A 24,487-nucleotide genomic window follows, 5' to 3' on the forward strand; every position below is an offset into this window, starting at 1 on the left:
TCCCAAAAATAAGTTTTTATAATTAATATTAATAAGCTGTGCTAGCTTCTGCTGATAGTGCGACCACTTCTGGATAAAATTGCTGCGCGACATCCGGGTGAGAGCGCAAACGCCCTTTGAGATAATTCAATCCGACATCACGGAACAGCGGATTATGCGGGTCACTCGCCGGGCCACGGGCCTCTGCCGCCAATTCTGCAGTTAACGGGTACAACGGAACGACTGCGTCTAAACGCGCGCCGAGGAAAAAGGCGATAGACAAGCGGTCAGCGCCCGCCGGTGGGGTTTCGACCCGATGCACCGTGGCACGCAAATAGCCATTACTGGCCAGCTCCAGCAGTTCACCAATATTGACCACAAAAGTGTCCGGTCGTGGCGCTGCATCAATCCAACGCCCCTCTTCTACCTCAACCTGCAAACCGCGTTGCTGGTCTTGCAATAAGAAACTGAGGAAACCGGAGTCTTTATGCGCCCCGACCCCCTGCCCGCTTTGAGTCGTCTCTCGCCCCGGATAGCGAATCAGTTTGATATGTTCATTGGGTTTATCGCCATACAGCTCGTCAAAGGCGTTTTCATCCAAATTCAATGCCACAGCAAAAGCGCGCAATAAGCGCAATGCCATGCCGGTCATTTCGCGCTGCCATTGCAATAAGGCCGGTTTTAATTCAGGTAGAGCTTCCGGCCACTGATTTGGGCCTTGCAACCGCGCCCAGCTTGGCGTGTCAGAAGTTTGAGGTAATGGCGTGCGCTCAGCGCCGATATCGAACTGTTCGCGCCAATCTGGCTGGCCGCGAGTGAGTTCTGAGGCCGCACGGTTGTAGCCGCGAAAATGTGGTGAGCGCACCATAGCAACCGCCAGTTTCTCTTCATCAGGCAGAGCAAAAAACTCACGTGAAAGAGTTTGGATTTGCTGTAATAACGCGGGGTCAACCCCATGTCCGGTAAGATAAAAGAACCCAATATCTCGAGCGGCATGGCGCAGATCGGCTAAAAATACCTGACGTTCAGCTTCACTGCCATTGAGTAATGAGAGATCCAATAAAGGTAAGATATCGGCATTAACGGGTAACTGACTGCTTAAGTTTTGGTGACTCATTTTTCACTCCAGGATGTTCAATCGGCTGTTTTTTTTGTTCAGAACTAATGAAAACGGGACAACCATACAAACGAATAATCAGCATATTCAGCTCCTGAGCTGTGGGGTGAAAGCAGGCAGTCGACAACACTCTCTCTATGGCCTTAAATACCCGTCATACATCAAGCTGTATGTGCGTTGGTTGCTTTCTGCAGTTCAAATTATTTAGGGCTGTTAGCGCCATTAAAAAACTTTTTAAGAGCATTCTCGACTAGATACTTAACAATCTATATCCAAACGATATAAATAATTAACACCGAAATTCAGCCGCACACCAATATCAATCCGTTCTATGTTATTTCTTTCATTATTTTGTCTTATTTAATCGCTAGGCTGATTCGCTTTCCTATTTGGGTGGAAAGTATTAGCTTAACGACTGATATCCGTTATTCCGGTGGGGAATTGCCCGATGTCCAGCACTCGCACTGTTAAGTTTCACTTCAATCGATTTGCCGACCTGGGGGTGGCTTAATGGATTTAGCCCTGTTTGATCTTGATGAGACGCTGATAAGCGATGACAGTTCTGGCCTATGGATGCGCTGGCTGGTGGATGAGGGACTTGCGTCCCATGAACTGGCAGAACAAGAACAGTATTTAATGAAACAGTATTATCAGGGGAATTTGTCGATGTCCTGCTACATGGAATCGACCTTATCGCCCTTGGTTGGAAAACATACGGTGGAAGTGGCGGGTTGGGTTGAGCGTTTTATCGCGCGCGATATTTTGCCACGAATTTATCCTCAAGCCAGGAAACTGCTGGCCTGGCACCGTGACAGAGGGGATTACATTGTCATTATTTCAGCCACCGGTGAACATTTAGTTAACCCCATTGCACAGTGTTTTTCGGCTAATGCAGCATTGGCCATCGGCGTTGCGGTGGAAGATAACCGCTATACCGGCAAGACCTATGGCACCCTGACTTACCGCGAGGGTAAAGTCGAGCGGCTAAAACAGTGGCTAACGGAATCGCCCCAGTTAGACTTTCAACGCACCTATGGTTACAGTGATTCAATCAATGACAAACCGTTATTGGAATATGTTGATCGCGCCGCAGTGATCAATCCGGGTACTGAATTGGTGGACTTAGCAATTTTACATGATTGGGATATCCATCATTGGCAACGACGTTAAACATGACCGGAGTTTAATATGCTGACAATCTGGGGTCGGAATAATTCGACCAATGTCAAAAAAGTGCTTTGGTGTCTGGAAGAGTTGGGGCTTAGTTATGAGCGAATAGATGCCGGTGGACAATATGGTCAGTTAAATGATCCGTTATATCGCTCACTGAATCCCAATGGCCTGATCCCTTGCTTGCAAGATGATGATTTTATCCTGTGGGAGTCCAACACTATTGTGCGCTATCTGGCGGCACAATATGGCGCAAATACGCTTTACCTACCGGATGCAAAACAGCGGGCTGCCGCTGAAAAATGGATGGATTGGGCGACATTCAGTATTGCGGCGCCGTTTAAGAGTGTATTTATTGGGTTGGTGCGCACTGCGCCGGAATTGCAGGATAAAGCCCAAATTGCTCATGGTATTGTGCAATGGAATACGTTAATGGCGATTGCCGATGAAGCCCTGAGCAAACAAAGCTATCTTTCGGGCGATAAATTCGGCCTAGGTGATATTCCATTAGGCTGTTTGGCGTATGCCTGGTTCAATTTGTCGATTGAGCGCCCACAATTACCACACTTGCAGCGTTGGTATCAAAACCTGACCGAAAGAGCAGCATTCCAGAAAGTCATTGATATTGGCCTGAGCTAATTAGATAAGGGGAGCGACATTGGCTCCCGCTCCCCTGCGGCTTCAAGTGCGAAGGAGATTAGAAATCGTAGCTGGCACCCACCATATAACGGCGGCCATCCAGAACTTTATCATTCACTTCGATATCTACGCGTTTATCCAGCACGTTATAGACACCGCCCATCAGACGGACTTCTTTCGTCAGCTTATAGTTAGCGCCTATATCAACAAAGGTATATGACGGTGTGGTTTTTCCCATACTGGTGCGGCTAAGGTATTCCGAGGTTTTACCGCGGTAGTTAGCCCGGATCCAGGTTGCCAGCTCTTCATTGGCTTGCCAGTTCAAGGTGCCGTTTAACATGTGTTTTGGCATTTGGTTCAATGGTTGACCGGAGAACTGCCCGCTCTTTTGTTCAGATTGAGTAAAAGTATAGTTTGAGGTCAGTGACCAGCCTTTGTTGATATCCCAACCAAATGTTGCTTCTACACCGCGTGTGATGGCTTTATCCACGTTGGTGCGGTCACTGATAAACTTGTAAGGAGTGCCATTGATAGTGCATTGGCCTGACGCATTGCCGGTGGTATCCGTACAGCGGCGCACTTCAGTGATTTTATCTTTAAAATCAGTGTTAAACAGTGTCACGCCGGCATTCATACCTTCCTGGTCGTCCCAGAGAATGCCAATTTCCTGGCTGATACTTCTTTCGGGTTTCAGGTTAGCATTACCAACAATAATGGCCGGATCGCCTTTCCCGCCGGTGATTTGCCCCCAATTATCAGTGGCCTGGCGTAAATCCGGTGAACGATAACCACCGGATACCCCACCTTTTAATGTCCATTGCTCAGCTAAATGCCAAACACCGTACATCCGTGGCGTCCAGTGAGTGCCATAGTTTTCGTCCTGATCCATCCGAATACCACCGGTCAGGGCGAAATCATTGGTCATTTGCCATTCGTCTTCAGCAAATAATGCCCAACTCCAGCGCGTTAATTTGGTGAGATCTTTAGCTGAAGCTAACTGATTACCTTCATCAGATAACTCTTCATAGCGATATTGACCGCCAAGAATTAACGTGTGGCTATCAAACAGGAAAGAGGTTTGGCTATTAAAGACATTATCGACGCTTTTCATTTGGCGTGATGGATTACGAGTTTCGTCGCGTTGAATATAACTGGTTGAATTACCAAAGTCATAATAACCGTGGTGAGTCATCGCATAATTATTACGGTCATATTGTACGTCACTGCTTTTACCATTTAGTGGCACGGTGCGCCCGGCAGTGATATTTCTATCTTGTACATAATGGCCAATATCAAAATCAAATTCGTTTTTATCATCCGGTGTTAGGGTAAATGTCGCAGCCCCATTTCTGAGGCGCTGCTCATTATAGCCATCGATAATTTTATCTTCGCTACGATGAGACAGCAGGCCGCTGACTTTTAATCCTAATAAGCCATCAATTAATGGGCCAGAGGCATAGGCGTTGGTTTGATAAATATCGCCGGAATTAGAATCTTCCTGCAAGGTGGCATCTGCACGCACGGTGCCGTGCCATTCTTTACCCACTTTACGCGTAATAACGTTAATGACCCCGCCCATGGCGTCCGAACCATATAAAGAGGACATTGGGCCGCGCACCACTTCAATACGCTCAATAGCCGCCAGCGGAGGTAACCAACCCTGCTCAATACCCGAGCCATCGCTATTTGGCCGCGTGCCACGAGTATCAACCCGCTTACCATCTACCAAAATTAAGGTGTATTTCGCCGACATTCCACGAATACTGATATCACTGTGACTACCGCCGCCAGTGACAACCACCCCCGGCACATCTTTCAGGGCGTCGGTAATATCGGTATAGGCTTTATTCTCAATTTGTTCGCGGGTCACAACAGAAATAGACGCCGCCGAGTCTTGAATGCGTTGTTGGAAGCCTGTTGCTGTTACCACCATAGTATCTGTTGTGGGGGTATTAGTTTCAGCAGCAGATGCCTGAGATGAGATAATTGTTGCTATAACTAAGGCCGCAGAATGCGATTTTTTGAAAGTCATTATTCTTTCTCCATGAGATATAAACTTATTCAGTTCCTTGTCCATCAGGTTATTTTTCCTGTAGCGATGCCGCCTGACGGGCAGGTGATAAATATTATTTTTATAAAAAACCGGCAATAGCTCACCAACGCAGAAATAGCGCTTCCAACGATCTCTGCTTATGCCGCAGCAGAGGACATGTCCAAGGTAAAGGGGCTGGCCAGCGGATTATTCAGGATGGTTTGCATCTCCGCATCCACAAGCCCGAGTGACAAACCAATCACCACCGTCATCAGGGCATAAGGTAAACGAATATCCCAGACGATAACCCGAGTCCCTGCATCTGCACTGGTCGGGTCAATTAGCATCTGCCACAGGGACGACAGTGTCAGGCCCGATGGCCCCATAGTGAAGTCCAGCAACAAGCCGCCGAAAATAGCTAACACCAGCACGCCCATGATTAGCAGGCGGTAGCTCTTATAACGCCCCATAACACTGGCATCTGCCTGGCTAGAGGTTTTTGTCATGGGTTCAGTGGATACACTCATTTATTTCAGCGGCTGATTTTTAATATGGCACTAACAATAAAGCAAACGATAATAATTATCAATATGATTGCTATAAGTGTTTTGATGTTAATTTTTGTAAGTGCTTATTTTATAAAATTATTTAGTCAATGCGGGGGAGTTATTCATGATATCTCACAGGGAATGAAGCGAAGTCAGCGAAATTATTTGCTTAGTATTGTTTAAATAATCATCAATCCATCATCCTAAAAAAGGGCGATAATGTTATCGCCCTTTCATCTAGTGCATCATGTTGTTAGTCGGAAATCAGCACCGGTTTTTTAGGTTCCTGAGAGTCATGACTTTCATCACGCCATTTCGGGTATTCCATATCTTGGTATTTTATAACCTTGGTACCACGGCTCAGCTTATAGCCGAACCAAATCACCAGGAATAATGGAATGCCAATATAGGTGGCGGTTACGCCATACCAATCAATACGGTCTTGCAGGAATGCCTGATAGTTCTGACCCAAAGTAATGATCAAACACAGCACAAAGGCAAAGATTGGCCCCAGCGGGAAGAAACCCGACTGATACGGCAAATCGTTCAAATCGCGGCCCTGCATCATATAACCACGGCGGAAACGATAATGACTGATAGCAATCCCCAACCAAGCAATAAAGCCAGTCATACCGGAGGTATTCAGCAACCACAGATAAACAGTTTGGTTGCCAAACATGGAGCTTAAGAAGCACAAGCCCGCAACTACGGTGGTTGCATACAGCGCATTACGCGGCACACCGCCCTTAGATAATTTAGCGAAAATGCGTGGCGCTTTGCCCTCTGAGGCCAAGGTAAACAGCATGCGGGTTGAGGCGTACATCCCCGAGTTACCCGCTGATAATACCGCCGTCAGAATAACCGCATTCATTACCGCCGCCGCCGACAGCAGGCCTGCATTCTGGAATACCAAGGTGAACGGGCTGACGCTGATATCTTTGACATCATTACGCAACAGACTCGGGTCGGTATACGGAATAATCAAACTGATAATCAGGATAGCGAAGATATAAAACAGCAGAATACGCCAAAAAACCTTACGCACCGCACGTGGGATATTTTTGGCCGGATCTTTTGACTCACCGGCCGCGATGCCAATCAGTTCAGTCCCCTGGAAGGAGAACCCGACAATCATCGCCACACCAATCATCGCCGAGAAGCCACCAGCAAACGGCGCATCGCCGATAGTCCAGTTGTGCCAACCCGCAGTCTCGCCGCCTTTCATGATGCCGCTAATCATCATTATACCAATAATGATGAAGATAATAACTGTGGTCACTTTAATCAGTGAGAACCAGTATTCCGCTTCACCAAAGCCTTTGACTGAGATGTAGTTCAGTAAAAACATCAAGGCGAGGAACAGCGCACTCCAGATCCAGCCGGGCGCATCTGGGAACCAGTAATTCATCACTAATTGTGCCGCGACCAGGTCAACGGCGATAGTCACCGCCCAGTTGTACCAGTAGTTCCAGCCAAGGGCGAAGCCGAAGCCTTCCTCAACATATTTTGAACCGTAAGTCGAAAATGAACCCGATACCGGCATAAATGCCGCCAGCTCACCGAGGCTGGTCATCAAGAAATAAACCATCAGGCCAATCAATGCATAGGAGAGCAATGCTCCACCTGGGCCTGCCTGGGATACCGTCGCCCCTGAGGCCACAAATAAACCGGTACCAATAGAACCACCGATAGCAATCATGGCTAGATGCCGTGATTTAAGCTCTCGGCGTAAGCGCTGTGCACCCTGCTGCGCGGGGATTTTAGTCTGTGGCTGAGTCATTCTTACCCTAATCCGCCCTTAAAAATGAGGCGGGATTGTAACAAATCCCATCGCCTGTGTGAGGAACAATGCGCTGATATAAGATACCTTCATGATCCCGGCTGAATTATTAGCAAAAGCTCAATTATCAGAATAAATACATTCCCACGGGGTATTCTTGCCGTAACAACCCATTGTAGTGGTGTAAAACACTTAAAATCCTATGTCCCATACCGCGAATTCGCTTTGATAAAATCCAACGGCTCAAGGCTCTTCTTGGCAATAACTTAGAAAACGTTGCAAAGCATTTGAGATGTGTTTTTGCCGATGATGAATCAGATATAACGTCCTAATCAGTGGCGGCAAAGGAATATTAAGTTCAATCAATTCACCGCTGGCAAGTTGATCGGCAATCACGCGCCGTGACAAGCAACTGATTCCTATGCCATAACGCACCGCCCGCTTAATGGCTTCAGAATGCCCCAGTTCCATGACCAATTTAAAATGCGGCAATTTTGCCAGCAATAAATGGTCGAGAACTTCACGCGTACCCGAACCTCGCTCGCGTAAGATCCACGCGGCATCAGCCAGCTCCTCTAACGTCAGCATTTTATGGCATAACGGGTTATCGGGAGCGGCAAACACCACTAATTCATCGTGCAGCCAAGCTTGTGTCAACAACTCTGGCATATGACACGGCCCTTCAATCAGGCCCAGATCGCCGCGAAAATCAGCCACAGCTTCAATCACATCCTGACTGTTACCAATATTCAACTCCAGCGGTGTTCCTGGGAAATCACGCCGATATTTGGCAATCATACCCGGCAACATATAATTGCCGATGGTGCTACTGGCGGCGATGCGCAATGCGCCTAAATCCTGCAAGAAAAGTTGTTCAATTTCTACGGCTTGATCAAGAAGTGATAGTGCTTTGGGGTAAAGTAACCGCCCATGCTCATTCGTCACTAAACGCTTACCGACCCTATCAAAAAGTTGTACCCCTAATTGCCCTTCCAAATCCGCCAACGCGGCGCTGACTGCCGATTGTGAAAGTGCGAGCACCACCGAGGCTTGTGTCGTAGAGCCGCTTTTTAGCACCTCAGTAAAGACTTCAAGTTGACGTAAGGTTATGTGCATAAGAGTCTCTGTAATAAAAAATGGAGGACGCTATCATCACTCTGATTGTCAGTGGCCGGATGATAAGAATTGGCACTGACCCAAAGTCATTCTGACACAAAGAGTATATACCCCCGATTACCCTACAAGACTAACACCCTTGAGTAAAATTCGGCGATCATCAAGGATAAATTTAAGCAGTAAAATACTATTTATTATCATCGGCACGAAAGAAAATACGATAAATAATCGAGCCAATCGCACAAATAATAACATTAAAAATCAACCACATAATTAATAAGTAGCTGAATGTATGAGATAATGGAATACCACGTTCGCTCTTAAACGGATTAAAATGAGGTAGCGGTGTAATATGGAAAGGATTCAAGTTATATAACTTGAAAAAATAAGCAACTAAATAAGGTGGAGTCAATAAATAAATAAGTAGTGCAATTATCAAGATGACCCATAGCGACCTTTCAGATTTGACCTTTTTTTTCATATTAATATTCTACGCCACTGTTATGATTGATATGATGTTATTGTTTATCTCGGTTCAACTTGAATAGGTCATTACTCCACAATCAACTTAAAAGGATTTATCATGATAAAGATAATTATTAGACACAATAAGCTCTTTCTGCTGGCAGTATGTATATCTGCTCATGCACATTCAAACACATTATATTCACAACAGCCATCAGTTCAAACTAATATTGTTAGAATAGATAAAACAAAAACTATTTTTCCTATACATGACTATCCGCAAGATACTGAAAAATGGATACCCAAAAATAAGCATTATCACACTCCCTTTATGAGTACTGATCAACAAAGTATGGCTTTTAAAGCTTTGATGAATCATTACTTTGGGCAAAACAGCGGCGACCCATCGCCATGGAACAGAAACTATATCAGTACTATGCTGAGCAACACGGGGGCCGTAACAGAAAAACTGTCGAAAGATATTACTCAGTTTACGCATTCAGACGCCCGTTACTACGGCGAAAACTTCCTCCTGCTCGACTCTGAATGGAAAGAACGGATGCGGCACCTGGCCTCCATAGTGATAACCGAAAAATATCACCAAACTTCGCGCGGTATTATTTTAAAAGAAACCGCCGTCAGATTACTGCCAACAACCCACCCAGCATTTGATAGTCCCAGTCCAGGTCAGGGATATCCATTTGATATGCTACAGGATTCCTCCTTTCACCCCGGCGAACCTATCTATATTGCGGGCATCACTCAGGATAAATCATGGAGTTTTGTTATTTCTCCATCAAAAATAGGCTGGGTTGAAAGCTCAGATATAGCTTATGTCGATGATGTTTTTATCCAACGCTGGGTAACAATGGCGAAAAAAAGTCTTGGTGCAGTGATAAATGACCATGCCAGCTTCGTGGATAAACAAGGTGTCTTCAGATTTACTGCGCGAACCGGGACACTTCTCCCCCTGACAACATTAAAGGGCGAAAGGGTCGTGGCAATACCGGTAAAAAATACACAGGGAAATGCCAATATTCACTATGCCAGGTTACCTGAAAAAATCATGCATCAGGCCCCTGTTCCCGCAACCCCCGAAAATATGTCAATGCTAATAAAAAATATGCAGGGTAAAAATTATGGTTGGGGAAATATCTATGATTTTAATGACTGTTCTTCAGAAATAAGAAACCTCATGCTGCCTTTTGGCATTTATCTTCCCAGAGACTCGCAACAACAGTCTTTGAGTGGAAAACACGTTGATCTGAGCCATTACTCTACCAAGGAACGTATAGAATACCTTATGGCGCATGGTAAGCCATTGACTACCCTGATTTATATCGGCGGACATGTGATGCTCTATATCGGAAATGCAGACTGGAAAGGTCAGACGGTACCTATCACCTATCAAAATTTGTGGGGTTTAAGGCCAGCAAACTCTTCAAATCGTAGTATTATTGGGAAGTCGGTTTTCTTTCCCTTGCTATCCCGTTATCCGGAAGATCCGAAACTGGAATCTCTTGCGGGGAAATCTGTATTTATCATGACGTGGCTTAATTAAATAGAGAACAATAATTAAGCCAATAAATTTCACACTTTAAATATAGAGATATATTTCATTTTCTGAGGAACTCATTATTAATATAATTAATTCACTACTCATTTCTTTGATTATTTCCGGCATTCCCCTTGCAGCCCATGCCTGCGTAATAAACGGGAAGCTTGGCTCTCCCTATGAGTGTGCAGTAGCATGCACATTATGGCCATCAGGGAATATTGATGAGGATTGTATGACCAGTGTCATAGTGGTGCCACAGGATCACAGCTCTTTGTAGTCTTTTAGCGAGCTATTCAGTCCACATCTTAAAAATAAACATTGAATGATTAATAATACCTGCGGTTATACCGATATTTATCGCTAATCAACACAAGTAATAGCTCATTGAATCTTAAACTTTATAGACTTACACTTTTCGCGATGTGATAAACCATTTCATACGTTCAGATAAATATCATTAACAAGGTTAGCATTTAGATATTATGTCTGTTTTTCACATCTGAAATATATGGATGCATTTCACTTATGAGGTATTTTTCATGAATAATAGTCTTAAATATATATTACTTACCTTAACTTTTTCAGCAACCCCACTGTTCGCTAATGCTTGCGAAATTGCGGGAGGGTCTGAAGAGGAATGCATGGAGGCCTGCTTACAGCCAGAAATAACTGACTATACCGCTTGCATGCTAGGCACTCCAGCACCTACCGGGCAGACTGATCAGTCCGCCACTCAATAGTAGTATTATTAGGCATACCTCTTTGTGTATGCCTACATCACTCACAGCACTCTCCTCCGACATCTCTTTTGGTTCACAAATACACTTCTTACCACTTATATCGATTGATTATAAATATATAATGAATTTATCTATTATGACTAAAATCGGTAAACTAGCGCCAATCTTTACAGGACACAGGACATCAACATGGCGACTTCTCATATTAAAGAACTCTCCCGACCACAGCTGCCAGCTTTGTTTCGCTATATTCCGGGCTTGGTATTGACTGGTGTGATTACCGGGTTAGCACTCAAAGTGGGTGACATGCCGTGGTTTATTGACATGGGCCTCGGGGCACTGACCCTGGCGATTTTATTCGGTATCTTGGTGGGCAACACGTTGTACCCTTGGGTGCAGCCGGTCTGTTCTGACGGGGTGGTACTCGCCAAACAACATTTACTGCGGTTGGGGATTATTTTATACGGTTTCCGGCTAACTTTTCAGCAAGTAGCGGATGTCGGTGCCACCGGCATGATTATTGACCTGCTAACTCTTAGTTCAACCTTTATATTGGCCTGCTGGCTAGGGAAACGCGTGTTTGGTTTGGACCAGCAAACCGTGATGTTAATTGGTGCCGGTAGCAGTATTTGTGGGGCGGCAGCCATTATGGCAACCGAACCGGTGCTGAAAGCGGACGCCAGCAAAGTGGCGGTGGCCGTCGCCACAGTGGTGATTTTCGGGACATTAGCGATTTTTGTTTACCCATGGCTATACCAGCTAAACCTGCATTACCAATGGCTGCCGTTTAGTCAGGAAACCTTTGGTATCTTTGCCGGTTCAACTATTCATGAAGTGGCACAGGTGGTAGCCGCCGGGCATGCTATTGGCCCTGATGCTGAAAATGCCGCCGTCATTACCAAAATGATCCGGGTCATGATGCTGGCACCGTTCTTGCTGCTACTGTCGGCTTATTTGGGCCGCAATAGTATGAAAACCCACGGTGAAAAACGGGAGAAAAGTGCCATTACCATTCCGTGGTTTGCGGTGATATTTATTCTGATGGCCGGGTTTAACTCACTGAATTTGCTGCCCGCAGCATGGGTTAGCCACTTGATTACGCTGGATACCATTTTGTTAGCAATGGCGATGGCAGCTCTGGGGCTAACCACCCATGTGGGTTCTATTCGTCAGGCGGGGGTCAAACCGCTGTTACTGGCACTGTTGCTGTTTGTCTGGTTGCTGGTCGGCGGCACTGGCATCAACTTACTGGTGCAGCATATTGCGGCGTAAAGTCGCTATCCCAGCTAGCTAATGATGGTTTAAGGGCTGCATCGGCGGCCCTTTTTTGTGCCACAGTTTATCTCATTCAATCGCGCCGCTATCAATGCCATAATGGGCCGGATATCAAAGGAGAATGGAATGAAATTTGTCGGTGCACATGTCAGCGCAGCAGGGGGTGTAGACCAGGCTGTGATTCGAGCGCATGAACTTGAGGCCACTGCCTTTGCCTTGTTTACCAAGAATCAACGTCAATGGCGCGCCGCGCCGCTGGCGGAAGATGTGATTGAAAAATTTAAGCAAGCTTGTGAACAATATGGCTATACCTCAGCCCAGATTTTACCTCACGATAGCTACCTGATTAACCTCGGTCATCCGGTGGCCGAGGCGCTGGAGAAATCCCGCGAAGCCTTTATTGATGAAATGCTGCGCTGCCAGCAACTGGGGCTGTCATTACTGAACTTCCACCCCGGCAGCCATTTACTGCAAATTGATGAAGATAAATGTCTGGCCCGCATCGCCGAATCCATCAATATCGCACTAAATGCCTCTGAGGGTGTGACTGCGGTGATTGAAAATACCGCCGGTCAGGGCAGCAATCTGGGCTTCAAATTTGAACATTTGGCCGCCATCATTGATGGAGTGGAAGATAAGAGTCGCGTGGGTGTTTGTATTGATACCTGCCATGCTTTCGCCGCCGGTTATGATTTGCGCACCGAAGCAGATTGTGAGCATACTTTCAGTCAGCTCGGCGAGATTGTCGGTTTCGAGTATTTGCGCGGTATGCATCTTAATGATGCCAAAAGTGAATTTAACAGCCGTGTCGACCGCCACCACAGCTTAGGTGAAGGAAACATCGGCAAAACCGTGTTCAGCTATATTATGCGCGATCCGCGCTTTGATAATATTCCGCTGATTCTGGAAACAGTGAATCCCGATATCTGGGCTGAAGAGATAGCCTGGCTGAAATCACAGGCGCAATAGATATAAAAAAACCGGCACTTGGAGGCCGGTTTTTCTTATTAGCAGCTTAACTGATATTCACTGAATTATTACGCGACTTTCGCCACCACAGCATCAGGGCGTTTTAGCATCGCGTACAGGCCGCCGGCTAAGACGGTACCAGCAATTATTGCCACCAAATACAGCAGCACCGGATGAATTGCCCCTGGTATCAACAACACGAACAGACCGCCGTGTGGTGCCATCAGTTGCGCGCCGAAGGCCATCGACAGAGCACCCGTTAATGCGCCACCGGCAATACAGCACGGCAACACGCGCATTGGGTCACGGGCCGCAAACGGAATCGCCCCTTCAGAGATAAAGCACAAGCCCAATACCAACGCGGCTTTGCCCCCTTCCTGCTCACCTTTGTCAAATTTATGACGCGCCAGCAGTGTTGCCAGCCCCATTGCCAGCGGTGGTACCATGCCCGCCGCCATAATAGCCGCCATCGGGGCATAAACTGACGAACTCAACAGTGCCACACCAAAGGCGTATGCCGCTTTGTTCACCGGCCCGCCCATATCGGTACACATCATGGCACCGAGGATAGCGCCCAGCAGCACCGCATTGGCGGTACCCATGGATTGCAGCCAATTAGTCAGGCCAGTCATGATTTGTGCGACCGGTGTACCGACCACATAAATCATCACCAAACCGACAATCAAGCTGGCCACTAGTGGGATAATCAATATCGGCTTCAGCGCTTCCATACTCTGCGGCAAACGCAGTTTGGTGCTGATGGCTTTGGCGACATAACCGGCCAGGAAACCAGCAATAATACCGCCGAGGAAGCCCGCACCGGTGCTAACCGCCAACATACCGCCAATCAAACCCGGTGTCAGACCGGGACGGTCAGCAATCGAGAAGGCGATGAAACCCGCCAATACCGGCACCATCAGGGCGAATGCAGAACCGCCACCGATTTGCATCAAGGCCGCAGCCAATGTGCCTTTGACTTCAAATGCTTTAATCCCGAACACAAACGAGAGCGCGATACACAAACCGCCGGCGACCACCATTGGCAACATGTAAGACACACCGGTCAACAGATGGCGATAAGGGCCGCCGGTTTCTGTTTTTTTGCTGCCGGTGCTGCTGCCGGTTTTTGGCTGATAAACTTCCGCTTCCACCAACGCTTTGTCCAGTTCCTGCGCAGTTTTCTTCAGTGCCAAGCCGGTGCTGGTGCGGTACATCGGTTTGCCAGCAAACTTATCCAAATCCACTTCAATGTCAGCAGCCACAATCACCAAATCGGCCGCAGCGACCTCTTCCGGCGTGATGGTATTACCCGCACCGACAGAACCGCGAGTTTCTACTTTTACCCACCAGCCGCGTTTTTTCGCTTCACTTTCAATGGCTTCTGCCGCCATAAAAGTGTGCGCTACGCCAGTCGGGCAGGCGGTAATCGCCACAATACGTTTTGGGCCAGTTGCTGCTGGTGCTGCGCTGACCACAGCTTGATAAGGTGTAGCCTGTGTTATGGCCTGCGCCAGGAAACCCTCTGGGTCACGCACCGCTTTTTCCACATCACCGACATACACTTTTTTGCCATTCAGCGCACTGTCTGCTGGGACTGATTGCCCGGCCACAATCACCAGTTCGGCATCTGCGGCTTGCTCAACCCAGCTCAAACCGGCTTTTGCCGCCGCTGCACCCAGCATCAGTGACGCAAGGTGGCCTCTGGCCTGCCCGAGCGAACTGTCTATTATTAGTAGCGTTTTCATTTCGCCTCCGGAAATCAATTAAAAGGTTTCAAATCGACTTTTGCCATCATGGCGGCCAATTGCGGGCGATCCGTAATACCCACATTGCTTTGACTGACGGCCAAAGCAGCGACTGCGGTTGCCAAGCGCAAGGTATGCTCGCTGGACTCACGCATTAATAATCCATAAATCAGACCGCCGACCATTGAGTCACCAGCACCTACAGTGCTGACCACTTCGCAAGCCGGGGGTTTTGCCAACCAGGCACCGGAGGCATTAACCCACAACGCACCTTCCGCACCGAGCGAAATCACTACATGGGCAATCCCTTGGTCGCGCAGTGCGTGTGCGGCTTCTACTACGTCACCCAGCTCAGGTAATGGGCGACCGGCCCAGATTTCCAGCTCACGGCGGTTGGGTTTCACCAACCACGGCGAAGCTTTCAGACCGGCAACCAAGGCTTCGCGGCTGCTGTCGAAAATAATGCATGGGCACTGGGAGCGCAGACGCTTCATCCAGTCGGTAAAGTCATCGGGATTCACCCCCGCTGGCAAACTGCCGCTGACCGCCACCATGTCGAATTGCCCCAACCAGCTCAATGAGTCGGTGACGAAACGGTCCCAATCGGGTTTAGTGACCTCAAAACCGGAGAAGTTAAAGTCAGTCACTTCGCCATCTTTTTCGGTCAGTTTGACATTAATGCGGGTACGCCCTGGCACCACCTGAAAACGGTTGGCGATACCCAGTTCGCTGAACAACAGTTGGAAGCCATCTTGGTTATCTTTACCAAGGAAACCGCCAACCGTGACATCAATACCTAAGTCTTTCAGTACCTTGGCAACATTAATACCTTTACCCGCAGCATGCAGGCCGGCTGTTTTTACCAGGTTAACTTCACCGCGCTCAATCTCTGGGCAAAAGCCCACCAAATCGTAAGCCGGGTTTAGTGTGATTGTTGCGACTCTTCTGCTCATGCTGCCCCCTCGCCCAAACCGGCGGAGATGGCGGCACCAATGGCGTCCAGCGCAGCCTGTGCATCTTCACCGCTCGCGGTAAAGCGCAGGCGATTTCCTTTTTTAACCCCTAAAGCCACAACTTTCATTAGACTACGTCCATTAGCGGGTTTACCGGTGCCGTCCAGATTTGTTACGGTGATTTCACTGGTAAACTGTTTGATTGTATTGACTAAAATCGTCCCTGGGCGCGCATGTAATCCATGTTCATTGCGGATAACAAACTCTGCGCTTAATACTTCATTTTGCTCGACATATTTACTGGTCAGCAATGCCAACAGTGCAGCGGCATCAGCGTTCAGCAACGCGTCAGCTTTTTTCGCCAGCAGTAAGTCACTGAGATAATTCAACATTGAGAGCGGCTGGTTATTATTAGCGACTGACAATGTCAGCAATAGGGCAACTTTCTCCCCATTATGCTCAAAAGCAGTTACCGGGCGACTGATTGCCGCAGCACTGACCAAATTACCTTCGGTGCTGTCACTCAGCCAGATCCCCTGCCCCAGATTCAGCGGCTCGCGGGTAATCACATCACTGACAAAATGCGTATCAACAGCGCCGATTTGCTGTAAACGGCCCGCATTCAGTGCTTGCAGCGTGATCAAATTGTCAGCCGCAACATCAAGCGCGATAAGTGAGGTGTCAAAATGGAATTCAGCGGCTTTTTGCTCGCCCATCAGCAAACTGCGTAACTCTTCAGCTGAAGTGGTTTTTGCTAGCTGTGCGGCAACCTCATCATCACTTAACACGTGCGTCAATTGGCGTAATAATGCCAGATGTTCATCAGAGCGGGCTGCAATGCCGATAACAATATAAGCGGTTTGATCTTCACCCCAGGCAATACCCTGCGGGAATTGGAAAACCTGTACGCCCGTGTTCAGCACCAAGTCGCGGGTATCAGTGGTACCATGTGGGATGGCAATGCCATTACCCAAATAGGTCGAGGTCTGCTGCTCGCGGGCTAGCATCCCATCAAGGTAGCCAGCAGCAACATTGCCAGCTTGAGTCAGGGCGGCGGCTACCTGAGTGATAGCCTCGTTTTTGCTGCCTGCTTGTGCAGCCAGATGGATATCTTTCGTCGATAACTGGAACATTATGTCTCCTCTCTTGCTGAATTGAATCGTTTCAGCTTTCATGAGAAAAAGGAGCGTTACCCTTTATCATTTGGTGACGAGATAACGCTGAAACGTTTCAATGAGTGTGTTTCCGACTCAGAATATATGCAAGTTTTCTGCTTTTATTCTTGATGAATTTTTGACACTCCGCACATTTTCGTCTTGAACAAGTTTCTGTCAGCAGCAAAATAGCCCACTTTGCTGATAGTTGCTGACACTCATATCAAAGGAGCTAAACAATGTCTGTCGTTGTCGGTGTTGGCGTTATTATCGTCAATCAACATGGTGAAATTCTGTTGGGGAAACGCAGCAGTCAGCATGCGCCTTACTGGTCCATTCCCGGCGGTCACATGGAGGTTGGCGAGTCTTTTGAGCAAGCCGCTCAACGAGAAATTCTCGAAGAAACAGCTTTAAATATCAATGAGATGAAAGTTATCGGCTTGTGTAACAACCTGGCGACCTGGCGTGAGGAGGGTAAACATACCGTTTCGGTTTGTTTGCTAGCACAGCATCCCGGTGGGGAACCTGAGCTGAAAGAGCCAGATAAATGTCAGCAATGGGTGTGGTGCAATCCGCGCGAATTACCCGAGCCTCATTTTGAAGCCAGTCGCCATGCGGTTGATTTATGGTTGAATCAGCAGTTTTACGCCGTTTTCAACTAAAAAATAGCGCTACATAAGATATTATATGACCAGCGATTTCAGCTGTCACTGAACACGGCGCACCCTATCAACCGCCTGCATTCGCAATTGGATAACACGCCACTGCGCGAAAAATATGCAGTGGCGGATCGCGAAGCCATCCTATATAAGCCCACAAGATGCCAGTGCGCCCTGGTGTGGTGCGGATAAGCGAAGGGGCATGGTTTGATCCCGTCGAGCCGTCTGTGCCGGGTTCGATTTGTAAGAACGGTAATATTAATTGCCTAACTTTTGATATCGGCTCATCCAGTTTGGCACAGGGCAATTGCGGGCAAATGGCACAGCTTGAGATTGAAAAATACACGGGGCTGGTGCTGAAGAATACCGCCCATGCAGTTCCGCCCTTTTTCACCCGCTAAGGTGCAGTCTCCACTTCCAACTGAATCAAATACACTAAAGCCTGTTCGCGGGTATCAAAACACATCTCCCGCAATGCTTGCAGGCTAGCACACACCGCCGGGCGAGATGGAGAATGGAAAATACCGCAGCGCATATTGTCATCTAAATGCAAGCAACGGGTATTGGCGGGCTTGCCGAATGGCATGCCGGGGATCGGGCTGGAAATCGAAGGAGCAATACAGCAAGCACCGCAATCTGAGCGACAGTCCATCAGCAAGCTCCTGTAGGCTGGTGGCATAACAGCGGACAATAGCAACCAGCCCAATGAACTACCAGCACTATCCTTGATCAACAGCCCAATAGCAGACCCAGCACACTGCTTCAGCTTTTAACCTCATTATTTTCAGTTTATTTTTTAACCTAAAAAAACCTCATTTGTGCGATATTCAATCACAACCCAATGCCAGATCAAAACGAATCACTGACCAGACTATCCACATGAGCATATTCATCTGTTTACAGTTTCACTATCACCGCGTACCATTAAGCTAGTACAAAAGAACCGTTAACTATATTATATATTCTCAAGGTAATTGGTGTTGCAGGTAGGCGGCCAGTGAACTCATCCCGATGAGCTTACAAAAGTAAGTGATTCGGCTGACAAATCTGCCGGGAGCAGATTTGAACGCTGCTAGCAGCTGCCTCGTAGAGGCGAGGCCCACGGATGACCGAGTAACGAGTGCAGCGAACACCCCAGCAACCTCAAGTACGACGAGAATTTGGAGAAAAATTAAATGTCGATGGATATATCCCAACCACTATCACGCCCTTCCGTCCTCGGCGGCGCAATGATTGTCGCCGGTACCGCAGTGGGCGCGGGGATGTTTTCAATCCCAATCGTGACGGCGGGTGTGTGGTTCAGCGGCTCCGTCATGCTGCTGATTTATACTTGGGCATGCATGCTAATTTCCGGCTTGATGATTCTGGAAGCTAACCTGAACTACCCTACTGGGGCCAGTTTCCATACCATGGTGCAAGACTTGCTAGGCAAAGTCTGGAGCGCCATTAATGGCGTATCTATCACTTTTGTTCTCTATATTCTGACCTACGCCTATATCTCAGCTGGCGGCTCAATCATTACCCATACACTGCAAAATACTGTGGGCATTGGTCAGACCGGAGCGGGCTTTATCTTTGCGGTGTTAGTGGCATTTATTGTCTGGTTATCGACCCGCGCAGTAGACCGCTTAAGTACCATATTGATAGGCGGCATGGTTATCACGTTTGTCATGTCCGTCGGTGATATGTTTAGCCATGTGGAAAGCGCGGTTCTGTTCAATCAGGCGGATAGCAATGCACATTATTTACCTTATGCGCTGGCGGCCCTGCCCTACTTACTGACCTCCTTCGGCTACCACGGTAATGTGCCGGGGCTGGTGAAGTATTACCATAAAGACGGCAAATCAGTGGTGCGCAGTTTGCTATGCGGCACCTTGATAGCATTGGTCATTTACATCCTGTGGCAGTATGCCATTCAGGGCAATATTGCCCGGGATGCATTCAAACAAGTTATTGCTGACGGCGGTAACATAGGCAGCCTGCTGAAACAGATGGATACCGTCTCTGCCAGTCAAGCCACCAGCCAACTGTTGAATGCTTTCTCTTATATGGCATTGGCCAGCTCATTCCTCGGCGTCTCTCTTGGGCTGTTCGATTACATCGCTGATTTCTTTAAATTCGCTGATGACCGCGGTGGGCGTACCAAATCAGCGCTAATCACTTTTGTTCCGCCGACTATCGGAGCGCTATTGTTCCCAAATGGCTTTATCTACGCCATTGGTTTTGCTGGTTTAGCTGCGACCATTTGGGCTGTGATTGTTCCCGCATTGATGGCGCGCGCTAGCCGTAAACGCTTCCCACAAGCAAGTTATCGGGCACCGGGCGGGCGTTTTATGATTGGTTTTATTATCTTGTTTGGTCTGATCAATGCAGTGGCACATATTGCTGCATTATTGGGCCTATTACCGGTGTATGCATAAGGTCGATTTTATACCCGTCATACTTCAAGCTACATATGTGTTGGCTGCTTTCGTTCACCCGAATCATTGACTCACGTCAACTCATCGGGATTCACTCACTTGCCGCCTTCCTGCAACTCGAATTATTTTGGGTATATAGCGAAAATCTTGCTCTTTTGGGGCTTGCCTGAAACTGGCGGCGCGAGTAACTTGTCGCAACTTATCTTCAATCCTGATTGGCGGTTAATAAATGGCAAGAGCTAATGAAATAAAACGCGGTATGGCGGTCAACCTCAACGGCAAATTACTGCTGGTGAAAGATATCGATGTACAAAGTCCAAGTGCCCGTGGTGCCAGTACTCTGTATAAAATGCGTTTTTCTGATGTGCGTACCGGTTTAAAAGTTGAAGAGCGTTTTAAAGGCGATGAGATCCTCGACACCATCACTTTGACCCGCCGCAGTGTGAATTTCTCTTACATCGACGGCGACGAATATGTCTTTATGGATGATGAAGATTTCACGCCATACAACTTCAAAAAAGAGCAGATAGAAGAAGAATTGTTGTTTATTCCTGAGGGCGGGATGCCGGGGATGCAGGTGCTAACAATGGACGGCCAATTGCTGGCGTTGGAATTGCCGCAAACTGTTGATATGGAAATTGTTGAAACCGCTCCGAGTATTAAAGGTGCGTCAGCCAGTGCTCGTAACAAACCAGCAGTGATGAGTACCGGCTTATCTATTCAGGTGCCGGAATATATCAGCCCTGGCGAGAAAATTCGTATTCATATTGCAGAGCGCCGCTATATGGGCCGTGCAGACTAATACCCAATACCCTTTATCTTTCAAGTTGCAGGTGTGTTGGCTGCTCTCAGTAACCCGAATCACTTACTTGTGTAAGCTCATCGGGATTAATGAGCCTCATCCTTGAGGCTCACCCTATGGGCTAGCATAAATGCTGTTCAAATCGGTTCCCGACCGATTTGTATCTCGCTTGCCGCCTTCCTGCATCTTGAAATCTATTGGGTATGGTTTGGACATAAATAGTTAAGGGCCGATTTTCGGCCCTTAATGTATTGAAAGATGACGGGTTACTTCAGCTCAGGGAAGAACGTGCGCTTGAGCGCTAACTCAACACCGCGAACTTCAGCCAGACCTTTCAGGCGACCAATAGCAGAATAACCCGGATTGGTTTTCTTATGTAAATCATCCAGCATTTGGTGACCATGGTCTGGTCGCATCGGAATCGGACGCATATCTCCGGCAGCCTGACGACGTTGCTCTTCAGTTAGAATGGCTTTAACTACAGAGTACATGTCGACATCACCTTGCAAATGACCGCCTTCATGGAAGGTTTTTGGGTTCCCTTCACGGCAAGTCGAACGCAAATGGGTGAAGTGAATACGATCACCAAAGGTTTCGATCATCTTCACTAAATCATTATCTGCCCGCACACCATAAGAACCGGTGCACATAGTAAAGCCGTTATAAATGCTATCAACGGTCTCTTTCAGCCACTGCATATCTTCAATGGTCGACACAATACGCGGCAGGCCAAGAATTGGGCGCGGTGGATCATCCGGGTGAACCGCCATACGCAGGCCAACCTGTTCAGCAACCGGTATAATAGCGCGCAGGAAATACGCCATATTTTCACGGAGTTGCGCTTTATCAATGCCGTCATACTCAGCTAAACGCGCGCGGAATTGATCCAGCGTATAGCCCTCTTCTGCTCCCGGCAGACCAGCAATAATATTCCCCGTCAGCTTGGCAATGTCGGCCTCAGACATGGCATCGAAATAATCTGCCGCCTGCGCCAACTCTTCAGCAGAGTAATCTTTCTCAGCACCAGGGCGCTTAAGGATATGCAGCTCAAAAGCAGCAAAAGCTATCTGGTCGAAACGCAGTGCTTTGGAACCGTCCGGCAATTGATATTCCAGATCCGTACGTGTCCAGTCTAATATCGGCATGAAGTTATAGCACACGGTGTCAATGCCACATTCGGCAATGTTACGCAGTGTTTGCTGATAATTTTCAATGTGTTGCTGATAGTTACCGCTGTGAGTTTTGATTTCTTCATGAATCGGTACGCTTTCCACTACCGACCAAACCAAACCTTTCGCCGCCAATTCTGCCTGGCGCTGTTTGATTTCACTCACCGGCCAGACCTGGCCATTCGGAATATGATGTAATGCAGTCACTACTCCGGTTGCACCAGCCTGACGGATATCATCTAACGACACCGGATCATTTGGGCCATACCAACGCCATGTTTGTTCCATTTATTTTTACCTTCTAAGTAAACTGTTCGGGTGCATGCAATTTTGTTATACCGACTAATGCGGTTATACCGACAATGCTGTTATACCGAGAATGTTGTTATACCGATTCCAAGAGGTATCACTCAGCTTTATCCTTACTCTTTCAGCGCCGCGTGTCAAAAAGCAAAATCTCATTGGTTGATCCACTTCACGAATATAATCAATATTGGACTTACCAATTTTATTTTCTGTCATATGCCTTTACACTGCAAGCCGATATTGCATGATAACGAACAAAAGAAAACGATCCGTATGGTGTGGTTTTTTTAGTACAGAAGCCAAATTAAACTGGTCTAACAACTTTTTATCTATCACCATCCCCTTTGCTATACCCATGGGGTGAATGATTCTGGAGCCACGTATGAACACTATTGCCAACAGCCACCTACCCGATACCGTACAGCTGCCAACTTATGATAGAACTGCACTGAAAAGCCGTATTGTTCACATCGGTTTTGGCGCATTTCACCGCGCGCATCAAGCTCTACTGACTGATCGAGTTTTAAATAAACAAGGGGGCGACTGGGGTATCTGTGAGGTCAGCTTGTTTGGTGCTGATGTCTTGATCCAAAATTTGCGCCAACAGGATCATCTTTTCTCTGTGCTGGAAAAAGGCGCGCAAAGTAATCAAGCCATTGTTGTTGGGTCGGTTTGTGAGTCGGTACATGCTCGATTAGATGGTGTCATGCAAGTTCTGGAGAAATTGGCCGAACCACAAGTGGCCATTGTTTCGCTGACCATTACTGAAAAAGGTTACTGCATCGAGCCGGGAACTGGCCAACTGGATCTGCGCAATGAGTTTGTACTTGCCGACCTGGCTATCCCTGATGCCCCGACTTCCGCCCCCGGTATTCTGGTTGAGGCTCTGCGGTTACGCCGCCTACGAGGGCTGCAAGCTTTCACCGTTCTTTCATGCGACAACATTCCAGAAAACGGCCATGTGGTAAAAAATGCCGTCCTCGGTTTGGCTACTGCCCGTGACCCCGAACTGGCCAGTTGGATAGAACAAAATGTTACGTTCCCCAACACTATGGTCGACCGCATCGTTCCCGCTGCAACAGCAGAAACATTGCAGCAAATCGCAGAGACACTGGGGGTTGCCGATCCTTGTGGTATTGCCTGTGAGCCGTTCATTCAATGGGTCGTCGAAGACAAATTTGTGGCAGGTCGCCCTGACTGGCAAGTTGCAGGGGTACAATTAGTCGATGATGTTTTGCCCTTTGAAGAAATGAAGTTGCGCATGTTGAATGGTAGCCATTCTTACCTCTCTTACCTGGGTTATCTGGCAGGTTATCAGCATATTAATGACTGCATGGCGGATGAAAATTATCGTCTGACCGCCCGTCGCTTAATGATGGATGAACAAGCTCCAACACTGCGTGTTACCGGCATTGATTTGAATGCTTATGCTGATCAATTGATTGAACGTTACAGCAACCCGTCGTTAAAACACCGCACCTGGCAAATTGCCATGGACGGTAGTCAGAAATTGCCACAACGGATGTTGGATTCAGTACGCTGGCATTTACAAAACGGCGGGCCATATCGTTGCCTGGCATTGGGTATCGCCGGCTGGATGCGTTATGTAAGCGGTGTGGATGACAACGGCGAACCTATTGATATTCGTGACCCAATGGTAGATAGCTTCAAAAAATGCGTTGAGAATAGCGAGGATGGTATTGCCAGAGTCGAGAGCTTACTGTCCCTGAAATCACTGTTTGGTGAAGCCCTGCCACAACAACCCGAATTTGTTCGTGCCGTGACAGAAGCATATCTCAGCCTACAACAGTTTGGTGCGAAAGAAAGTGTGAAACGTTTGGCACAACAGGCTTAATTTTAGCGAGCTTACAGAATGAGCCTCAAGAATGGG

General features: G+C 47.6%; 18 protein-coding genes and 2 pseudogenes. 10 read left to right on the top strand and 10 right to left on the bottom strand.

Annotated elements, in window-relative coordinates; genetic code table 11:
• Positions 1-28: 28 nt before the first annotated feature.
• Positions 29-1,096 (bottom strand): isopenicillin N synthase family dioxygenase, encoded by a 1,068-nt coding sequence (locus OVO64_RS02280; RefSeq protein ID WP_038631986.1) that lies wholly within the window; start codon positions 1,094-1,096, stop codon positions 29-31.
• A 510-nt stretch (positions 1,097-1,606) separates the two neighbouring features.
• On the opposite strand from OVO64_RS02280, the gene OVO64_RS02285 reads away from it, so the two are divergent.
• Positions 1,607-2,266, top strand: a complete 660-nt coding sequence (locus OVO64_RS02285; RefSeq protein WP_038631984.1) for an HAD family hydrolase — start codon at positions 1,607-1,609, stop codon at positions 2,264-2,266.
• Positions 2,267-2,284: 18 nt separating this feature from the next.
• Entirely contained in the window at positions 2,285-2,905 is a 621-nt protein-coding gene (locus tag OVO64_RS02290; protein ID WP_038631983.1) for a glutathione S-transferase family protein, read from the top strand.
• 58 nt (positions 2,906-2,963) lie between these two features.
• Here the strand turns inward: OVO64_RS02290 and OVO64_RS02295 are convergent, their stop codons facing one another.
• The 4 genes and pseudogenes from OVO64_RS02295 to yieE form a co-directional block, all read right to left on the bottom strand.
• Positions 2,964-4,937 carry a ligand-gated channel protein gene (locus OVO64_RS02295; protein WP_145509667.1) on the bottom strand — a complete coding sequence of 658 codons (1,974 nt, stop codon included), beginning with the start codon at positions 4,935-4,937 and terminating at the stop codon, positions 2,964-2,966.
• A gap of 161 nt (positions 4,938-5,098) precedes the next feature.
• Positions 5,099-5,464: pseudogene (locus tag OVO64_RS02300) on the bottom strand (iron chelate uptake ABC transporter family permease subunit); the annotation flags it as partial.
• Positions 5,465-5,738: 274 nt separating this feature from the next.
• Positions 5,739-7,265, bottom strand: a complete 1,527-nt coding sequence (locus tag OVO64_RS02305; RefSeq protein ID WP_038631981.1) for an amino acid permease — start codon at positions 7,263-7,265, stop codon at positions 5,739-5,741.
• Between the two features lie 243 nt (positions 7,266-7,508).
• Entirely contained in the window at positions 7,509-8,381 is an 873-nt protein-coding gene (yieE, locus tag OVO64_RS02310; RefSeq protein WP_038631979.1) for a DNA-binding transcriptional regulator YeiE, read from the bottom strand.
• Between the two features lie 583 nt (positions 8,382-8,964).
• Between yieE and OVO64_RS02315 the strand changes: the two genes are divergently transcribed.
• The 3 genes from OVO64_RS02315 to nfo all read left to right on the top strand — a co-directional run bounded on the left by OVO64_RS02315 (position 8,965) and on the right by nfo (position 13,388).
• Positions 8,965-10,407 carry an SH3 domain-containing protein gene (locus OVO64_RS02315; RefSeq protein ID WP_072088976.1) on the top strand — a complete coding sequence of 481 codons (1,443 nt, stop codon included), beginning with the start codon at positions 8,965-8,967 and terminating at the stop codon, positions 10,405-10,407.
• 926 nt (positions 10,408-11,333) lie between these two features.
• Positions 11,334-12,416, top strand: coding sequence for a YeiH family protein (locus tag OVO64_RS02320; RefSeq protein ID WP_050291311.1), 1,083 nt, complete (start codon positions 11,334-11,336; stop codon positions 12,414-12,416).
• Between the two features lie 129 nt (positions 12,417-12,545).
• On the top strand, positions 12,546-13,388 hold the full coding sequence (gene nfo / locus OVO64_RS02325; protein WP_038631969.1) for a deoxyribonuclease IV: 843 nt from the start codon (positions 12,546-12,548) through the stop codon (positions 13,386-13,388).
• A gap of 68 nt (positions 13,389-13,456) precedes the next feature.
• Here nfo and fruA read toward each other — a convergent pair whose 3' ends face one another.
• The 3 genes from fruA to fruB are packed head-to-tail and all read right to left on the bottom strand — an operon-like array spanning position 13,457 to position 17,219.
• Positions 13,457-15,133 carry a PTS fructose transporter subunit IIBC gene (gene fruA, locus OVO64_RS02330; RefSeq protein WP_038631968.1) on the bottom strand — a complete coding sequence of 559 codons (1,677 nt, stop codon included), beginning with the start codon at positions 15,131-15,133 and terminating at the stop codon, positions 13,457-13,459.
• Between the two features lie 14 nt (positions 15,134-15,147).
• On the bottom strand, positions 15,148-16,086 hold the full coding sequence (gene fruK, locus OVO64_RS02335; protein WP_005171387.1) for a 1-phosphofructokinase: 939 nt from the start codon (positions 16,084-16,086) through the stop codon (positions 15,148-15,150).
• On the bottom strand, positions 16,083-17,219 hold the full coding sequence (gene fruB, locus OVO64_RS02340) for a fused PTS fructose transporter subunit IIA/HPr protein (protein ID WP_038631965.1): 1,137 nt from the start codon (positions 17,217-17,219) through the stop codon (positions 16,083-16,085). Before fruB ends, fruK begins: the two co-directional genes overlap by 4 nt.
• 260 nt (positions 17,220-17,479) lie before the next feature.
• On the opposite strand from fruB, the gene OVO64_RS02345 reads away from it, so the two are divergent.
• Both OVO64_RS02345 and OVO64_RS02350 read left to right on the top strand, forming a co-directional pair.
• Positions 17,480-17,902 (top strand): nucleotide triphosphate diphosphatase NUDT15, encoded by a 423-nt coding sequence (locus OVO64_RS02345; protein ID WP_038631963.1) that lies wholly within the window; start codon positions 17,480-17,482, stop codon positions 17,900-17,902.
• A gap of 30 nt (positions 17,903-17,932) precedes the next feature.
• Positions 17,933-18,300: pseudogene (locus tag OVO64_RS02350) on the top strand (trimethylamine-N-oxide reductase TorA); the annotation flags it as partial.
• Here OVO64_RS02350 and OVO64_RS02355 read toward each other — a convergent pair.
• Positions 18,297-18,551: a YkgJ family cysteine cluster protein gene (locus OVO64_RS02355; RefSeq protein WP_038631961.1), complete on the bottom strand. Its 255-nt coding sequence runs from the start codon at positions 18,549-18,551 to the stop codon at positions 18,297-18,299. The pseudogene OVO64_RS02350 and the gene OVO64_RS02355 overlap by 4 nt on opposite strands.
• A 523-nt stretch (positions 18,552-19,074) precedes the next feature.
• Here OVO64_RS02355 and mtr point away from each other — a divergent pair.
• Positions 19,075-20,319, top strand: coding sequence for a tryptophan permease (gene mtr, locus OVO64_RS02360; protein ID WP_038631959.1), 1,245 nt, complete (start codon positions 19,075-19,077; stop codon positions 20,317-20,319).
• A 229-nt stretch (positions 20,320-20,548) separates the two neighbouring features.
• Complete coding sequence (gene yeiP, locus OVO64_RS02365) at positions 20,549-21,121, top strand: elongation factor P-like protein YeiP (RefSeq protein ID WP_004389501.1); 573 nt, start codon at positions 20,549-20,551, stop codon at positions 21,119-21,121.
• A 266-nt stretch (positions 21,122-21,387) separates the two neighbouring features.
• Here yeiP and uxuA read toward each other — a convergent pair whose 3' ends face one another.
• Positions 21,388-22,578, bottom strand: a complete 1,191-nt coding sequence (gene uxuA / locus OVO64_RS02370; RefSeq protein WP_038631958.1) for a mannonate dehydratase — start codon at positions 22,576-22,578, stop codon at positions 21,388-21,390.
• A gap of 400 nt (positions 22,579-22,978) precedes the next feature.
• On the opposite strand from uxuA, the gene OVO64_RS02375 reads away from it, so the two are divergent.
• Positions 22,979-24,451 carry a mannitol dehydrogenase family protein gene (locus OVO64_RS02375; RefSeq protein ID WP_120011326.1) on the top strand — a complete coding sequence of 491 codons (1,473 nt, stop codon included), beginning with the start codon at positions 22,979-22,981 and terminating at the stop codon, positions 24,449-24,451.
• Positions 24,452-24,487 lie beyond the last annotated feature (36 nt).

Source organism: Yersinia sp. Marseille-Q5920 (genome assembly GCF_946902935.1).
Classification (GTDB): domain Bacteria; phylum Pseudomonadota; class Gammaproteobacteria; order Enterobacterales; family Enterobacteriaceae; genus Yersinia; species Yersinia rochesterensis.

Excerpts from the sequence above, each read along its gene's own strand:
- yeiP (WP_004389501.1), top strand. The coding sequence starts at position 20,549 with ATGGCAAGAGCTAATGAAATAAAACGCGGTATGGCGGTCAACCTCAAC.
- OVO64_RS02295 (WP_145509667.1), bottom strand. The coding sequence starts at position 4,937 with ATGACTTTCAAAAAATCGCATTCTGCGGCCTTAGTTATAGCAACAATT.
- OVO64_RS02355 (WP_038631961.1), bottom strand. The coding sequence starts at position 18,551 with ATGGACTGTCGCTCAGATTGCGGTGCTTGCTGTATTGCTCCTTCGATT.
- OVO64_RS02280 (WP_038631986.1), bottom strand. The coding sequence starts at position 1,096 with ATGAGTCACCAAAACTTAAGCAGTCAGTTACCCGTTAATGCCGATATC.
- fruK (WP_005171387.1), bottom strand. The coding sequence starts at position 16,086 with ATGAGCAGAAGAGTCGCAACAATCACACTAAACCCGGCTTACGATTTG.
- mtr (WP_038631959.1), top strand. The coding sequence starts at position 19,075 with ATGTCGATGGATATATCCCAACCACTATCACGCCCTTCCGTCCTCGGC.
- OVO64_RS02305 (WP_038631981.1), bottom strand. The coding sequence starts at position 7,265 with ATGACTCAGCCACAGACTAAAATCCCCGCGCAGCAGGGTGCACAGCGC.
- OVO64_RS02290 (WP_038631983.1), top strand. The coding sequence starts at position 2,285 with ATGCTGACAATCTGGGGTCGGAATAATTCGACCAATGTCAAAAAAGTG.
- fruB (WP_038631965.1), bottom strand. The coding sequence starts at position 17,219 with ATGTTCCAGTTATCGACGAAAGATATCCATCTGGCTGCACAAGCAGGC.
- OVO64_RS02285 (WP_038631984.1), top strand. The coding sequence starts at position 1,607 with ATGGATTTAGCCCTGTTTGATCTTGATGAGACGCTGATAAGCGATGAC.
- nfo (WP_038631969.1), top strand. The coding sequence starts at position 12,546 with ATGAAATTTGTCGGTGCACATGTCAGCGCAGCAGGGGGTGTAGACCAG.
- fruA (WP_038631968.1), bottom strand. The coding sequence starts at position 15,133 with ATGAAAACGCTACTAATAATAGACAGTTCGCTCGGGCAGGCCAGAGGC.
- uxuA (WP_038631958.1), bottom strand. The coding sequence starts at position 22,578 with ATGGAACAAACATGGCGTTGGTATGGCCCAAATGATCCGGTGTCGTTA.
- OVO64_RS02320 (WP_050291311.1), top strand. The coding sequence starts at position 11,334 with ATGGCGACTTCTCATATTAAAGAACTCTCCCGACCACAGCTGCCAGCT.
- OVO64_RS02315 (WP_072088976.1), top strand. The coding sequence starts at position 8,965 with ATGATAAAGATAATTATTAGACACAATAAGCTCTTTCTGCTGGCAGTA.
- OVO64_RS02345 (WP_038631963.1), top strand. The coding sequence starts at position 17,480 with ATGTCTGTCGTTGTCGGTGTTGGCGTTATTATCGTCAATCAACATGGT.
- OVO64_RS02375 (WP_120011326.1), top strand. The coding sequence starts at position 22,979 with ATGAACACTATTGCCAACAGCCACCTACCCGATACCGTACAGCTGCCA.
- yieE (WP_038631979.1), bottom strand. The coding sequence starts at position 8,381 with ATGCACATAACCTTACGTCAACTTGAAGTCTTTACTGAGGTGCTAAAA.